The organism is Cryobacterium glaciale, assembly GCF_004402535.1.
Taxonomy (GTDB): domain Bacteria; phylum Actinomycetota; class Actinomycetes; order Actinomycetales; family Microbacteriaceae; genus Cryobacterium; species Cryobacterium glaciale.
In genome coordinates this window covers 140,693-154,626 of record NZ_SOEY01000018.1, presented here as the reverse complement: position 1 = coordinate 154,626, position 13,934 = coordinate 140,693, and the positions used below count along the sequence as shown (strand labels likewise).

Sequence of the window (13,934 nt, the reverse complement as noted above, 5' to 3'; positions counted from 1 at the left end):
ATGGCAGTGTGGGACAACCTAACGGGACAGGCCGACGCGATCGCCATCTTCCGGGCAGCGGCGCAACGGGTGCCCAGTACCCAGGGCAGCTCCAGCGCCGAGTCCACCTCCATGACACACGCCTGGCTCATCACCGGGCCGCCCGGCTCCGGTCGCTCGAACCTCGCCTTCGCCTTCGCGGCAGCCCTGCTCAGCCCGGGCACGCCCGCCGAAGACCTTGCGGCCGCCCGGCAAGTCGACGCACGCACCCACCCCGACCTCAGCGTGCTCACCACCGAGGGCGTCATCATCAAGATGGAATCGGTCAAGGAAGCCGTCGCCCGCTCGCAATATTCTCCGTCGGTCGGTCGCTACCGGGTCGTCGTCGTCGAAGATGCCGACCGCATGGTCGAGCGCACCTCCAATGTGCTGCTGAAAGCCCTCGAAGAGCCGCCCGAACGCACCGTGTGGATTCTGTGCGCACCGAGCGAGGCCGACCTGCTCCCCACCATCCGCTCGCGCGTGCGCACCGTGCGCCTGCGCGTACCGAGCGTGGCCGATGTTGCCGACCTGCTCGTGCGGCGCAACGGCGTCGACCCGGTCGTCGCCGAACTCAGTGCCCGCCTCGCCCAGAGCCACATCGGAATGGCCCGGCGGCTCGCGACCAACGCCGACGCGCGGGCGCGACGCGAGGAGACCCTGCGCACGGCGCTGGGCATCCGCTCGGTGTCGTCGGCGGTCAACGCGGCGGCGCGGCTGCTCGCAATCGCCGGTGATGACGCCAAAGCGATAACGATCGAGCTGGATGCCGCCGAGCGCGACGGCATGTTGCGCTCGCTCGGGGTCGAGGCCGGGCAATCGGTTCCGCCGGGGCTGCGCAGTCAGATCAAGGCGCTCGAAGACGACCAAAAGCGTCGGGCGGTGCGCAGCCTGCGCGACGGCATCGACCGCATCCTGGTCGACCTCGCTTCGCTTTACCGCGACGTGATGATGGTGCAGCTGGGCCGCGACCAGTCCGTGATCAACCTCGAACTGCTCGACGAGCTGCGCACCGCGAGCAGGTCCAGCGCCCCCGCCGCGACGGTCGCCACGATGGACGCCATCGCGGTGGCGCGCCAGCGCATCCAGGGCAACGTTGCCCCGGCCCTCGCCCTCGAGGCGATGCTCGTCTCGGCGATCCGCCGCCCACAGTGACATCAACCACAGTGACATCAACCACAGTGACATCAACCACAGTGACTCCCAGCCGCCTTCGGTAGCCTGACCCGCAGCATCCGCTCTTCGTGAAAGAGGAATCCGTTGAACCGCAACATCCGCGCCACCAGTGCCACGACCGCCGCCCTGGCCCTCACCCTCGCTCTCAGCGGATGCGCCTCCCTGTTCTCGACGGATGCCGGCCCCGCCGAGTCCACCCCCACCAACGAACAGGTCCGGAACGACCTCGCCCCGTTTTACAGCCAGGTGCTGCAGTGGGACGACTGTGGCGACGGCCTGCAGTGCGCCGAAGCCACCGCGCCGCTCGACTACGCCGACCCGACCGCCGGTGACGTGTCGCTCGCCCTGGTTCGCCACGTCGCCACCGGCGGCGACCGGATCGGATCGCTGCTGGTCAACCCCGGCGGACCGGGCGGTTCCGGTTATGATTTCATCAAGGATTCCCTCGATTACGCCACCGATGCCACCCTGCAGGCGAGCTTCGATGTCGTCGGTTTCGACCCCCGTGGTGTCGGGCGCTCCTCGGCGGTCTCCTGTTACGACTCGGCCGACATGGACGAATACCTCTACGGACTGGCAACAGCAGAACGCGGAACGGACGCCTGGATCGCCGAACTGGCAGCCTCCGCCGACGCCTTCGCGGCTGCATGCGCCGAACAGACCGGGCCGCTACTCGGCACGGTCGACACCCAGAGCGCCGCCCGCGACCTCGACCTGCTGCGCGCCGTGCTCGGTGACACCCATCTGAACTATTTGGGCTACTCGTACGGCACCTTTCTCGGAGCCACCTACGCCGAGCTTTTTCCCGAGAAGGTCGGCCGCCTCGTGCTCGACGGCGCGGTCGACCCCTCGACCAGTAATTTCGAAGTGACCAAGACCCAGGCGGTTGGCTTCGAGAATGCCCTGCGCGCCTACCTCACCGATTGCCTCGCGGGGCAGGACTGCCCGTTCCGCGGCAGCGTCGACAGCGCCATGACCACGATCGGCGCGCTGCTCGAATCGGTGGACGCGAGTCCCATTACGGCCACGGACGGCCGCCCGCTGGGCGGAAACGCACTGCTTACCGCGATCATCTACCCGTTGTACCAGGCAACCGCGTGGCCGCAACTGAGCGAAATGCTGGACACGGTGCTGCACGGCAGCGCCGACGTAGCTTTTCAGTTCGCCGACGCTTACAACGGCCGCGACGACGAAGGTAACTACACCGACAACTCGACCGAGTCGTTCATGGCGATCAACTGCATCGACTATTCCTACAACGCCGACCCGACCGCGATGCGCGCCCAGGCCGCCGAGCTCGAGGCAGCGGCCCCCGTGATCGGCCGGTTCATGAGCTTCGGCGACATCGGCTGCGCCGACTGGCCGTACAAATCCTCCGGGGAACGCGCCGAGATCCATGCGGCCGGGGCGGCACCTATCCTCGTCGTCGGCACTACCAACGACCCGGCTACCCCGTATGTCTGGGCGCAGCAGCTGGCCGAACAGCTCGACAGCGGCAGCCTGGTGACCTACACCGGGGAGGGCCACACCGCCTACAACAAGTCGAACTCCTGCGTGAATGATGCGGTCGACTCCTATCTCGTCGACGGAATCGTGCCGGCCGCCGACCCCCAGTGCTAGCAGACCCGCAGTGTCAGTAGTTTGCACGCTGTGAAATAATTGCGGCATGTCGATCGAAACTGAAGCGCCTGGACTGCGGGAGCGCAAACGCCTCGCCACCCGACGGGCCATCCAGTATGCCGTGCTGACCCTGTCGCGCGAACGCGGTATCGACCACGTCACCGTCGAGGACATCAGCAGGGTTGCCAACGTGTCGCCGCGCACCTTCTTCAACTACTTCCCCTCGAAAGACGCCGCGCTGATCGGCGACGCACCGGGACTGGCATCCGCTGAAGATATCGAGGTTTTCGTCGCCGGCGGACCGGACAGCGACGTGCTCGCCGATCTGGCCGTACTGCTCTCCAAAAGCCTGCAGCGCACCGAGGCCGACCGGGAGATCCACCAGTTGCGTCGCACGGTCATGAAAGAAAACGCCTACCTGTTCGGAATGCGCATGGCCACCCTGCGCGACTTCGAAGACCAGCTGCAGCAGATCATCGAGCGACGTTTCAGAGCGGATGCCCCCGCTGTAGCCGACGACACCGCCCTCGAAGGCGACACCGCCGAGCTGAACCAGCGCGCCCTGCTGTTCACCCTGGTGGCCGTGGCCGCCATCCGGCACGCCTGGCGGTGCTGGGCGGAGGGCGACGGTGCGAGCCCGCTCTCGGAGCGCGTGAACGCCTCATTCGCCGAGGTGTACAGAATCACTCGCAGAAACGACTAGGCTTGGCTGCTGTGTCACCGAGTGCCTTATGGGGCGTTCTGGTATCGCCGCCTTAGCTCAGTTGGTAGAGCATCTCACTCGTAATGAGAAGGTCGTCAGTTCGATTCTGACAGGCGGCTCCACTGAATATGCTGCCAGCACGGGTCCTGAGATGGCCTCAACAGCGGGTTGTGCTGAATTCGTCATTTGCGCCGACAGACGGGGCTCCCGCGATGGCCCGCGAACCGTTCAATCGCGTTCGAGCCGGCCGAGCTCAGCTGCGCTCGCATCGAGCAGTCGCAGTGACTCGTTGTCGATAATGGCCCATCTGGCCTCGGTCACCCAAGACGGGACCGGCGCGCCCTCGCACGCCATCAGCGTCGATATCCCGGGTGTAGCCAGGAACGCCCCGGTACCATCGGCTGCCCAACGGCCCTGTCCGCCGTTGCATCCGTCGGAACCCGTCCACGTGCCGTCCGCCTCAAAGACCACATGGGGGGCGGTTGTTCCACTGTGGTCAGCCGGTGTCCATCGTGCGGCCAGGATCTCCGGCGTGGCCGGGGTCAGCCCGCCGGGCAGGGGCGCTGGTTGCCGCAGCCCCTCCCGCATCCTGTCCGTGATCACCGGCGGCTCGGTAAAGAAATCGGCGGCAGTCGGGATCGGATCGGGGCCGCCGTCCAGGGTCAGGGTCGCGACCACCGCACCCTGCGCATCGCTCAACTCCCAGCTGTCACCGGCCGCACGATACCCAATGACGGACTCCAGCCAGGCCAGTCGAGGCAGGGTCGACCCCGTGACGCACTCGCCGCTGGCCCCGTATGTGGACGCCACGAACAACGTGTCTGTCGCGCGCCACGATCCCTGGATCATGCCGCAGTCTCGCCATAGCTGGAACTCCGGGACGTCCAGTCGCAGCCAGGTGTCCGTGTCCTCGCCTTCCGCGCCGGAGACGCGCCACAGATCAACCAAGCCCAGTGCGGTGGATTCGGTACCCGTATCGGGACCGGAATCGAGATTCGCAGCGCCCGGATCGCTCGGACCCTGCGCACACGCCGTCAGGGCGAGCACGAGGACTGCCGCCAAACCCGTCACCGCACGCCGGAGCATCCGTTTCACCGTTAAGCCGCTACCGCGAAGCCGCCATCGGGACCCGTCATGCCCACACCGGCCAGACCACGAAACCGGCAGAGAACAACACGACGAGACTGCCGACAAACCCCGCGACGGCCAGAAGTAAGGTCACCCAGCTCATCACTGTGAGGAGGTGATCACTCGGCACGACATACGCGGCGACCACGGCGCCACAGAGCAACAGAACCAGAACGACCGATGACACCACGGCGGGAAGTAACCGCGCCTCCGGTCCGGGGCACGGTGCAAAGCTGGAGATGGCGCAGACAGTGGATTTGAATCTGACCAGCCAGACCAGTCCAAGTGCCAGAACAACAATTCCCAGATTCAGCGCCGCCCACTGCATGGCGGTGCGCTGCGTCGTACTCGGTATAGCCCCCATGGGTTTGATTATGGCCGCGGGCCACGGGGATTGTCCAGCGCAGTGGCTTCAAATCCGGGCGGCCAGGGCAGGCTTGAGGGCCTTGACGATGGCTCCGTGCATCTCGCGGGCGACCTCGTGGGTGTATTCCACGCTCGCATCGACGAAGCCGGCTGCGGCCAGGGCCTCGAGGTACTCCCGGTTCGATAGGGCTCCGGCGATGCAGCCGGTGTAGCTGCCGCGCGCGACCCGGTCTTCTGCGCTCAGCTGGTCTTCGGCGACGACGTCGGAGATGCCGAGGCGCCCTCCGGGTTTCAACACCCGGAACATCTCGGAGATGACCGCGTTCTTGTCGGCCGAGAGGTTGATGACACAGTTGGAGATGATGACGTCGATGCTGTCATCGGCCAGGGGAATGGCCTCGATCTGTCCCTTGATGAACTCAACGTTGGTGGCGCCGGCTTTTGCCGCGTTGGCGCGTGCCAGGGTGAGCATTTCGTCGGTCATGTCGAGCCCGTACGCGAAGCCGGTCGGGCCCACCCGGCGTGCAGAGAGGAGCACGTCGATGCCGCCTCCGGAGCCGAGGTCGAGCACGCTTTCCCCGGCGCGCAGGTCGGCGACCGCTGGGGGGTTGCCGCAGCCGAGACTGGCCAGAAACGCTTCCTCGGGAACCTGCGAATTCTCGCCCTCGGTGTACAGCACGGATCCGAACACGGTGCCGTTGCCCAGGTCGGTGGGTACGCAGCACGACGTGCTTGAGACATCCGTCAACTGCAGCGCGGCGGCGGCGTAGCGCTCGCGCACCGACTCCGTGATCTCCGACTTTTCGGTCATCAGTTGTTCCTTTCCTGTAGGTGGCGGCACCAGCCTACTGCTACATTGATACTTATCGATATAGTGAGTGGAATTGACATTACGAGGGAGATCGACATGGTTGCCATCCGAATCTACGAACCGGCCCTGTGCTGCGACACAGGGGTCTGTGGTGTCGACGTCGACCAGTCCCTGGTCGAGGTGACCGCGAGCGTGCGCAGCCTGCAGGACCAGGGCGCAGACATCCAGCGTCACAATCTGGCCACCGACCCGCTGGCTTTCACCACCGATGAGACTGTTCGCGCCTTCATGCACGTCGTCGGTTCTACCGGGCTACCGCTCACCGTCGTCGACGGCGTCACCGTGGCGACCGGCGCCTACCCGTCGAAAGCCCAGTTGCTCGCCTTCGCCGGCCTCGCTGCGCCAACCGACCGAGTACAGCTCGGCCTGACCGAGAAATCCGAAAGCGGATGCTGCGGCGGCGCGACCGGCTGCTGCTAGCTCCATGAAGTTCCTGGAAGACCCACCCCGCTTTCTGTTCTTCACCGGCAAGGGCGGCGTGGGAAAGACCTCCGTCGCCTGCGCCACGGCCATCGAGCTCGCCGATCGGGGTCGGCGCGTGCTGCTCGTGAGCACCGACCCGGCCTCCAACATCGGGCAGGTGTTCGGCCTCACGATCGGCAACACGGTCACTCCGATCATCGCGATTCCGGGCCTCAGCGCGCTGGAAATCGACCCCGAACAGGCCGCGGATGCCTACCGCGAACGCATCATCGCGCCGGTTCGCGGGCTGCTCCCGGAGCGCGAGCTCGCGAGCATTGCTGAGGGGTTGTCTGGATCGTGCACGACCGAGGTCGCCTCGTTCGACGAGTTCACCAACCTGCTCACCGATGACAGCCTGCTGGTGACCTACGACCACATCGTCTTCGATACCGCGCCGACCGGCCACACCATCCGCCTGCTGCAGCTGCCCGGCTCCTGGACCGAGTTCCTCGATGCGGGCAAGGGCGATCCGTCCTGCCTCGGTCCGCTGTCGGGGCTGGAGAAGCACAAAACGGTGTACGCCGCCGCGGTCGCTGCCCTGGCCGACCCCGAGCGCACGCGACTGGTGCTGGTGGCGCGGGCGCAGGCATCCGCTCTGAGCGAGATTGACCGTACCTTCGGCGAGTTGGCGCAGATCGGCATTCGCGGCGGCTACGTCGTGATCAATGGTGTATTGCCCGCCGCTGTGGGAACGGAACCGATCGCGACAGCCGTGCGCCACCGGGAGTCGGCGGCGCTGGACGGCATTCCCACCTCGCTCGCTGCCCTGCCGCGGGACGTTCTCGAACTCAAGTCCGGCAACATGATGGGCATTGACGCGCTGCGTACCCTGTTCCAGGCCGAGAGTGCTGGCGTTGTGTCAGGCCACACCGTGGTCGACGTTCTGGAGGCCCCGCTCGGCCGCTTCGTCGACGAACTGGAGCCGACCGGCCACGGCCTGATCCTCTGCATGGGCAAGGGCGGCGTCGGCAAGACCACGATCGCGGCGGCGCTCGCCGTTGCCCTCGCCCAGCGCGGCCACCCCGTGCACCTGACCACGACGGACCCGGCCGCCCACCTGATCGACACCCTGCACGGAAGCGTGCCCGGGCTGCGCGTGTCGCGCATCGACCCGGAGCAGGCGATTCGCGAGTACCGCGAACACGTCATGGCCACCAAGGGCAAGAACCTCGACGACGATGGCCGGGCCGCCCTGGCCGAAGACCTGCTGTCGCCGTGCACCGACGAGGTCGCGGTGTTCCGGCAGTTCTCCCAGGCGGTACATGAATCCCGTCACGAATTCGTCGTCGTCGACACCGCACCGACCGGCCACACCCTGCTGCTGCTGGATGCCACCGGGTCGTATCACCGCGAAATCTCCCGCCAGATGGGGGAGAGCATGGCCTTCGTGACCCCGCTGATGCGGCTGCAGGATCCGACGCTGACCAAGGTGCTCCTCGTGACCCTCGCGGAGACGACGCCCGTGCTCGAGGCCGAGAGCCTGCAGCAGGATCTCCAGCGTGCCGGAATCATGCCCTGGGGCTGGGTCGTCAACAATTCCATCGCTGCCGCGCACCCCGAGACGCCGTTTCTGCAGGCGCGTGCCGCCAACGAAGCCACCCAGATCGAGGCCGTCTTCGCCCGCGCCGATCGGGTCGCGATCGTTCCGCTGCTCGAGGAGGAACCGATCGGCGTCGACAAGCTCGCCGCTCTCACGGCGCTCGCGCCGCAACCGGTCTGAGCGCGCCGGCATCCGCTTGTTGCGCGGCCGTTTGCTGCATGGGCGAGCGGATGCTGCTGGCTCGGGTGGTAGGCCAGCCGCGCGAGCCGCCGATGGCCGCGCGAGCAGCATTTGGGCGCGTGCGGGTCTGGGCGGTTGAGGCTAGCGGGCCATTCCGGGGTGCACCTTGACGAAGGTGATGTTCTTGGTGGGGTGCACGGTCTTGGCGGGTGCCCGCGAGAATCCCTTCGCGCCCTCGAGGCGGTTCTGGCCGCGAAACTCGGCCAGCGCATCGTCGAAGACGCCGTTGAGCTGGGCTCCGGTGAATTCCTCCGCGGCCCCGTCGGTAAAACTGATGCTGATGACTGAGTTGTCGGGAAAGTGCCGGTTCATGCGGATGAAGCCATCGGCATCCTGCTGCAGGGTGATCATCGCTCTAGTTTGTCCTATATAAAGGTCAGTACGTCGCGTGTCGGTGCCCGTGGATAAACTGCAGGCATGACGGCTCTCATTCGCTGGGGAATCCTGGCCACCGGCGGCATCGCCCACCTGTTCACCCATGACCTCGTGCAGAACGGCCACACCGTGCAGGCCGTCGGCTCGCGCAGCCAGGCCACAGCGGATGCCTTCGCCGCCGAATTCGCCATCCCCACCGCGCATGCCAGCTATGCAGCCCTCGTGAACGACCCCGAAGTCGACGTCATCTACGTGTCGACGCCGCACCCGTTTCACGCCGAGCACGCTGCCCTCGCGCTGAATGCCGGCAAGCACGTGCTGATCGAGAAGCCGTTTGCGCTCAACGCCAACGAAGCCCGACAGGTCGTCGGCCTCGCCGCGAGCAAGAACCTGCTCGTCCTCGAAGCCATGTGGACCAGATTTCTGCCGCACATGGCGCGTATCCGCGAGATTCTCGCCGCCGGAACCCTCGGCGACGTCCGCAGCCTGCTCGCCGACCACACCCAGGATCTTCCCGACGACCCCGAGCACCGGCTGAACGCGCTCGCCCTCGGCGGCGGCGCGCTGCTCGACCTCGGCGTCTACCCGATCAACTTCGCGCACGCCGTGTTCGGGCCACCCGACACGATCCTGGCCAGCGCCTCGTTCAAGGCCACCGGAGCGGATGCCCAGGTCGCGACGATTTTTCGCTACGCCGGCGGCCAGATCGCCACGACGTTCTCGGCGAGTGACACCCTTGGACCGACCACGGCGTCGATCATCGGCACCCACGGGCGCATCGACATCGACGCCGTCTGGTACGCGCCGACCGGTTTTCGGGTGCTCGACACCCTCGGCGCCGTGCTCGAGATATTTTTGCCCGCCGAATTCACCGGGCGCGGGATGCACTTCGAAGCGGTCGCAGCCGAGGCACTGATTCGCGCCGGAACGATCTCGAGCGACGTCATGCCGGCCGAGGAATCGGTCGCCATCATGCGCACCCTCGACGCGGTGCGAGCCCGGATCGGACTGCGCTACCCGGGCGAATAGCCCGACTGCAAGGCGCGTCGGTTAGCATACGGAGGTGGAAGAACCAGTGCAGACACCCGAACCCGGCACGGCTGGCGGTGCCCCGCGCGGCGGGATCGCGGCCGTCTTCAACCGGCACCGCCGGGCCTGGCTGATCGCCGCGGGCGCCCTCGTCTTCGTGCTGCTGGGCAGTGGGGCCGTGTTCGCCGGAACGCAGACCGGCGCGAACGAGCCGGCGGCGGCATCCGCTGTGAATTCACCGACGGCAACGCCGAGCCCCACGCCCACCGTCGACCCGGCCCGGCCGGTGCCCGCCGAGGCGACGACGGCCAGCCGGCTGCGCACCTGCTCGGTCGCCGGGCTCGCCGCCGATGGGAGGCTCGCCGAATTTCAGGCGCAGGTGGTCAACGCCAGCACCGGTGAGGTGCTGTTCGACCGCGGCGGAACGACGTCGTCGCGCACGGCGAGCGTCATGAAGGTGCTCACCTCGGCCGCCGCACTCAGCGTGCTCGGCAGCGACTATCGGGCCACCACCCGCGTCGTGACGGGCGCCGAACCGGGCCAGATCGTGCTCGTCGGTGGCGGAGACCTCACCCTGTCCCGGCTGCCCACCGGCCAGGAACCGTTCTACACCGGCGCCGCCCACCTCGACGACCTCGCCACCCAGACCATGGTCGCCTGGGCCGCCGATCCGGCCAACCCGCCGATCACCTCGCTCGTGCTCGACTCCTCGTATTTCTCGGGCCCCGACTGGGACGAGGGCTGGGCGCGCACCGAACTCGGCCTCGGCTACATGCCCGAGATCACCGCGCTCATGGTCGACGGCGACCGCAATGACCCCACCCGCAGTACCTCGGCCCGTAGTGAAGACCCGATTGCCCGGGCGGGCCAGGCCTTCGCTGACGCCCTTGGCGGCCAACTCACGATCAGCCAGGCCACCGCCCCGGCCGGCGCAGCGCAACTCGCCGCCGTGCAGTCCGCGACGGTGTCGACCCTTGTTCAGCAGTCCCTGATTGTGAGTGACAACACCCTCGCCGAGATGCTCGCGCGCCTCGTGGCCATCGAAAACGGTGCAGGCAACTCTTTCTCCGCGCTGCAGGCGGGCATCGTCGGCGGTCTGGCCGCCTACGGCATCGACACGACCGGCATGATCATCAAGGACGGTTCGGGCCTCAGCCCGAACAATGCCGTGTCGCCAGCCTACCTGACCGCCCTGTTTCTCAAGGTCAACGCCCGCGAGGGCAACCTCGGAGTGCTGTTCGACGGCCTGCCGATCGCCGGGGGACCGCGCGGATCGCTCTCCTACAGCGACCGTTTCGCCGGAGCCAATTCCGCCGCCGACGGCGCCGTTTTCGCCAAGACCGGCTGGATCGACACCGGCTACACCCTCGCGGGCGTCATCCATGCCGCCGACGGCACCCCGCTTACCTTCGCCATCTATGCCATAGGTAACGTGAGCTCGAACGCGAAAATCGCCATCGACACCCTGGCCACCGGCTTCTTCCACTGCGGCAATAATCTCTCTAACAACTGATTTTCGAAGGAGACATCGTGACCCGTGCACTGTTCATCATCGACGTTCAGAACGACTTCACCGAGGGCGGCGCGCTCGCCGTAGACGGCGGGGCTGCGGTCGCTGCGGGCGTGAGCGCGCTGTTGGCGCAGCATCCCCTCGCCTATAAATACGTATTCGCCTCGCGCGACTGGCACGATATCGGCAACGACAACGGCGGCCACTTCGCCCGCGACGCGGCTCCCGACTACGTCACGACCTGGCCCGTGCACTGCGTGGCGGGCACAGCTGGCGCCGAATATCACCCCGCCCTCACAACGGATGCCGTGACCTTCCACATTCGCAAGGGCCAGGGCAAGCCCGCCTACTCCATCTTCGAGGGCACCACCGAGGCCGGGCAGACTGTGGGGTCGCTGCTGAGCGAGCACGGCGTGACAGACATCGATATGGTCGGGCTCGCCACCGATTACTGCGTGCGGGCGTCCACCCTCGACGCCCTCGAACACGGCCAGCACGTTCGTGTACTGACGGACCTGGTGGCCGGGGTCGCCGCCGAATCCACCGCGGCCGCTCTCGCCGAGATGGCGCACGCCGGCGCGGTGTTCGCCGCGAGCGACGCCGTCGAGTGACCCGGTTCGCCAGAAGGATCGACGGTGTGCGTGTGGCCTTCGATGCCACAGGGGGAGAGCGGCCGGTTCTGCTCGTGCACGGTTTCGCGTCGACCGCAGCGGCTACCTGGAGTAGCTCCGGCTGGGTTCGTGCCCTGGGCGAAGCCGGCCGCGGCGCGATCACCCCCGACCTGCGCGGCCACGGCCACAGTGACAAGCCGCACCGCGCCGCCGATTACGCACCGCGGCAGCTGGCGGCGGACCTCGTGGCCGTGCTCGACACCCTTGAACTCGAGCGGGTCGACGTGATCGGCTACTCCATGGGCTCCCGGGTTGTCGCCGCCCTGGCCCGACTGGTGCCGGAACGGGTGCGCAGCCTCGTGCTCGGCGGGGCCGGGCCGCTCGAACTGTTCGACACTTGGGACCGGGGCGCTCTGGACCGGTACGTGATGTCCGGCGATCGGCCCGCCGACCCGTCCATCGCGGCGGTGCTCGGCCCGTATATCGCGGCCGGAGCCGACCGCGAAGCGCTGCTGGCCTGCGTGCGGGGGGTCGCGGGGTGCACGCTCGACGTACCCGCCGGCATCCCGCAGCTGTTCGTGGCCGGCGGAGCAGACGCGATTCCGGCCGGGGTCGCGGCCCTGGCGGCCGAACGCGGCGCGCAATACCTCGAGTTGCCGGGCCGCACCCACTTCACGGCGCTGACTTCGCGCGAGTTCCAGCAGGCCGCCCTGCAATTTCTGGCCTGAATCTCGGGCGGGTGGCGCGCGATGGTGGCTTGCGCGGCCGGAGTGCGGACCGTCAGGTGGCGCGGCGTGCTTTTCGGGTTGGGAGAGAATGGGACCATGATGCGATCGGCGACCCTCAACCGGCCCCTCGCCCTGCTCGTCGCCGGCACAACCTTCATGGAGATCCTCGACGGAACGATCATCCAGACCGCCGCGCCGGCCATGGCGGTCGACCTCGGCGTGGACGCCGTCGATATCAACATCGCCATGACCGCCTATCTGCTGACCCTCGCGATCGGTGTTCCGGTGAGCGGATGGCTGGCGGATCGCTTCGGCACCAAGCGCATCTTCGCCTGGGCGATTGTGATCTTCACCGTGGCATCCGCTCTCTGTGCACTCAGCACGACGCTGCCGATGCTCGTTGCCATGCGCGTGCTCCAGGGGGTGGGCGGCGCGATGATGGTGCCGGTTGGGCGGCTGGCCGTTCTGCGCCAGATCGAGAAGCGTGACCTGCTGGATGCCATGGCCTACCTCACCTGGCCCGCCCTGCTGGCACCCGTGCTCGCGCCCGTGGTCGGAGGGGTGATCGCTGACACTGTCGGCTGGCAGTGGATCTTCCTCATCAACGTCCCGATCGGTATCGTCGCGTTTCTGGCGGCGCTCCGGCTGGTGCCAGCGATCGATCCGGTGTACCGGCGTCGGCTGGACTGGGCTGGCTTCGTGCTGGTGGGTGTGGCGCTCGCCGCGCTCGTGCTCGGCATGGAACAGGTCGGGTCAGCGACGTCGAACTGGTGGTGGGCTGGCGGGCTGCTGGCGCTGGCGGCTGTCGTCGGCGGGTGCGCTGTGCTGCGGTTGCGACGCACGAAGCATCCGCTGCTCGACCTGACCGCGCTGACCATCCCCACCTTTCGGGTGGGTAACGTCGGCGGCGGTGTGTACCGGCTGGTGATCGGCGCTGCGCCGTTTTTGTTCGTGCTGCTGTTCCAGACCGGGTTCGGCTGGAGTGCGGTGCAGGCCGGGCTGCTCGTGATGGCCGTATTCGGGGGCAACGTGCTCATCAAGCCGGCAACGAGCCCGCTGATCCGCCGCTTCGGATTCCGCACGGTGATCGTGGGCAGCAACATCGGCGGTGCTGTGGTCTTTGTTTTGTGCGCGTTCATCGATCCGTCCACGCCGATCACCGTCATCGCCGTGCTGCTCTTCGCGAGCGGGGTGTTTCGTTCGATCGGGTTCAGTGGGTACAACTCGGTGCAGTTCGCCGATGTGCCCACCGCGCTCACGTCCAGTGCCAATACCCTCGCCTCGACCCTGCAGCAGGTGGCCGCCGGGCTCGGCATCGCCGTGGCCGCGCTCATCGTGCGGGCCACGACGGCCGGTGCTTCGATGGTTGACCCTGGCGCGGTGGAGCTTGGTTACCGCTGGGCGTTCGTCGTTGTGGCCGTGCTGCTTTTGGTTCCGGCGATCGAGGCCTGGCGCCTTGACGTTCAGGCGGGTGCGGAGGTCGCCTCGCGGAGCTCTCGGCTGACGCCCGGCTAGTTCCGAGTGGCCGCTCCGATGTGATCGCACACTGGGGTCGTG

Annotated in this window: 14 protein-coding genes and 1 tRNA gene; 11 read left to right on the top strand and 4 right to left on the bottom strand. The window is 67.2% G+C overall.

Going from position 1 to position 13,934, the window contains the following annotated elements; all coding sequences use genetic code 11:
- The 4 genes from E3O06_RS08845 to E3O06_RS08830 all read left to right on the top strand — a co-directional run bounded on the left by E3O06_RS08845 (nucleotide 1) and on the right by E3O06_RS08830 (nucleotide 3,639).
- On the top strand, nucleotides 1-1,173 hold the full coding sequence (locus tag E3O06_RS08845) for a DNA polymerase III subunit delta' (RefSeq protein WP_134502851.1): 1,173 nt from the start codon (nucleotides 1-3) through the stop codon (nucleotides 1,171-1,173).
- Between the two features lie 105 nt (nucleotides 1,174-1,278).
- The gene (locus E3O06_RS08840; protein WP_134502849.1) at nucleotides 1,279-2,814 is read left to right on the top strand and encodes an alpha/beta hydrolase; all 1,536 of its coding nucleotides are present in this window, start codon (nucleotides 1,279-1,281) and stop codon (nucleotides 2,812-2,814) included.
- 46 nt (nucleotides 2,815-2,860) lie between these two features.
- Nucleotides 2,861-3,517, top strand: a complete 657-nt coding sequence (locus E3O06_RS08835) for a TetR/AcrR family transcriptional regulator (RefSeq protein WP_134502847.1) — start codon at nucleotides 2,861-2,863, stop codon at nucleotides 3,515-3,517.
- Nucleotides 3,518-3,563: 46 nt separating this feature from the next.
- A tRNA-Thr gene (locus E3O06_RS08830) sits at nucleotides 3,564-3,639 on the top strand.
- 106 nt (nucleotides 3,640-3,745) lie between these two features.
- Here the strand turns inward: E3O06_RS08830 and E3O06_RS08825 are convergent.
- Genes E3O06_RS08825 through arsM form a run of 3 tightly spaced genes read right to left on the bottom strand, consistent with a single transcriptional unit; the run spans nucleotide 3,746 to nucleotide 5,822 of the window.
- Entirely contained in the window at nucleotides 3,746-4,603 is an 858-nt protein-coding gene (locus tag E3O06_RS08825; RefSeq protein ID WP_134502845.1) for an META domain-containing protein, read from the bottom strand.
- Between the two features lie 46 nt (nucleotides 4,604-4,649).
- On the bottom strand, nucleotides 4,650-5,009 hold the full coding sequence (locus tag E3O06_RS08820; protein WP_134502843.1) for a hypothetical protein: 360 nt from the start codon (nucleotides 5,007-5,009) through the stop codon (nucleotides 4,650-4,652).
- A 48-nt stretch (nucleotides 5,010-5,057) separates the two neighbouring features.
- On the bottom strand, nucleotides 5,058-5,822 hold the full coding sequence (gene arsM / locus E3O06_RS08815) for an arsenite methyltransferase (RefSeq protein ID WP_134502841.1): 765 nt from the start codon (nucleotides 5,820-5,822) through the stop codon (nucleotides 5,058-5,060).
- Between the two features lie 96 nt (nucleotides 5,823-5,918).
- Here arsM and arsD point away from each other — a divergent pair, with 96 nt between their 5' ends.
- Together arsD and arsA are read left to right on the top strand one after the other, a co-directional pair.
- Nucleotides 5,919-6,302: an arsenite efflux transporter metallochaperone ArsD gene (gene arsD / locus E3O06_RS08810; RefSeq protein WP_134502839.1), complete on the top strand. Its 384-nt coding sequence runs from the start codon at nucleotides 5,919-5,921 to the stop codon at nucleotides 6,300-6,302.
- Nucleotides 6,303-6,306: 4 nt separating this feature from the next.
- Nucleotides 6,307-8,064 carry an arsenical pump-driving ATPase gene (gene arsA / locus E3O06_RS08805; RefSeq protein WP_134502837.1) on the top strand — a complete coding sequence of 586 codons (1,758 nt, stop codon included), beginning with the start codon at nucleotides 6,307-6,309 and terminating at the stop codon, nucleotides 8,062-8,064.
- Between the two features lie 141 nt (nucleotides 8,065-8,205).
- On the opposite strand, the gene E3O06_RS08800 is transcribed toward arsA, so the two are convergent.
- The gene (locus E3O06_RS08800; protein ID WP_134502835.1) at nucleotides 8,206-8,475 is read right to left on the bottom strand and encodes a hypothetical protein; all 270 of its coding nucleotides are present in this window, start codon (nucleotides 8,473-8,475) and stop codon (nucleotides 8,206-8,208) included.
- A gap of 66 nt (nucleotides 8,476-8,541) precedes the next feature.
- On the opposite strand from E3O06_RS08800, the gene E3O06_RS08795 reads away from it, so the two are divergent.
- The 5 genes from E3O06_RS08795 (at nucleotide 8,542) to E3O06_RS08775 (ending at nucleotide 13,892) form a co-directional block, all read left to right on the top strand.
- A complete protein-coding gene (locus E3O06_RS08795; RefSeq protein WP_134502833.1) occupies nucleotides 8,542-9,528 on the top strand; it encodes a Gfo/Idh/MocA family protein in 987 nt (328 codons plus the stop codon).
- 34 nt (nucleotides 9,529-9,562) lie between these two features.
- Nucleotides 9,563-11,041, top strand: a complete 1,479-nt coding sequence (locus E3O06_RS08790) for a D-alanyl-D-alanine carboxypeptidase/D-alanyl-D-alanine-endopeptidase (RefSeq protein WP_134502831.1) — start codon at nucleotides 9,563-9,565, stop codon at nucleotides 11,039-11,041.
- A 17-nt stretch (nucleotides 11,042-11,058) separates the two neighbouring features.
- The gene (locus tag E3O06_RS08785) at nucleotides 11,059-11,649 is read left to right on the top strand and encodes an isochorismatase family protein (protein WP_134502830.1); all 591 of its coding nucleotides are present in this window, start codon (nucleotides 11,059-11,061) and stop codon (nucleotides 11,647-11,649) included.
- 26 nt (nucleotides 11,650-11,675) lie between these two features.
- Nucleotides 11,676-12,377: an alpha/beta fold hydrolase gene (locus E3O06_RS08780; RefSeq protein WP_134502828.1), complete on the top strand. Its 702-nt coding sequence runs from the start codon at nucleotides 11,676-11,678 to the stop codon at nucleotides 12,375-12,377.
- 96 nt (nucleotides 12,378-12,473) lie between these two features.
- Nucleotides 12,474-13,892: an MFS transporter gene (locus E3O06_RS08775; RefSeq protein WP_134502826.1), complete on the top strand. Its 1,419-nt coding sequence runs from the start codon at nucleotides 12,474-12,476 to the stop codon at nucleotides 13,890-13,892.
- Nucleotides 13,893-13,934 lie beyond the last annotated feature (42 nt).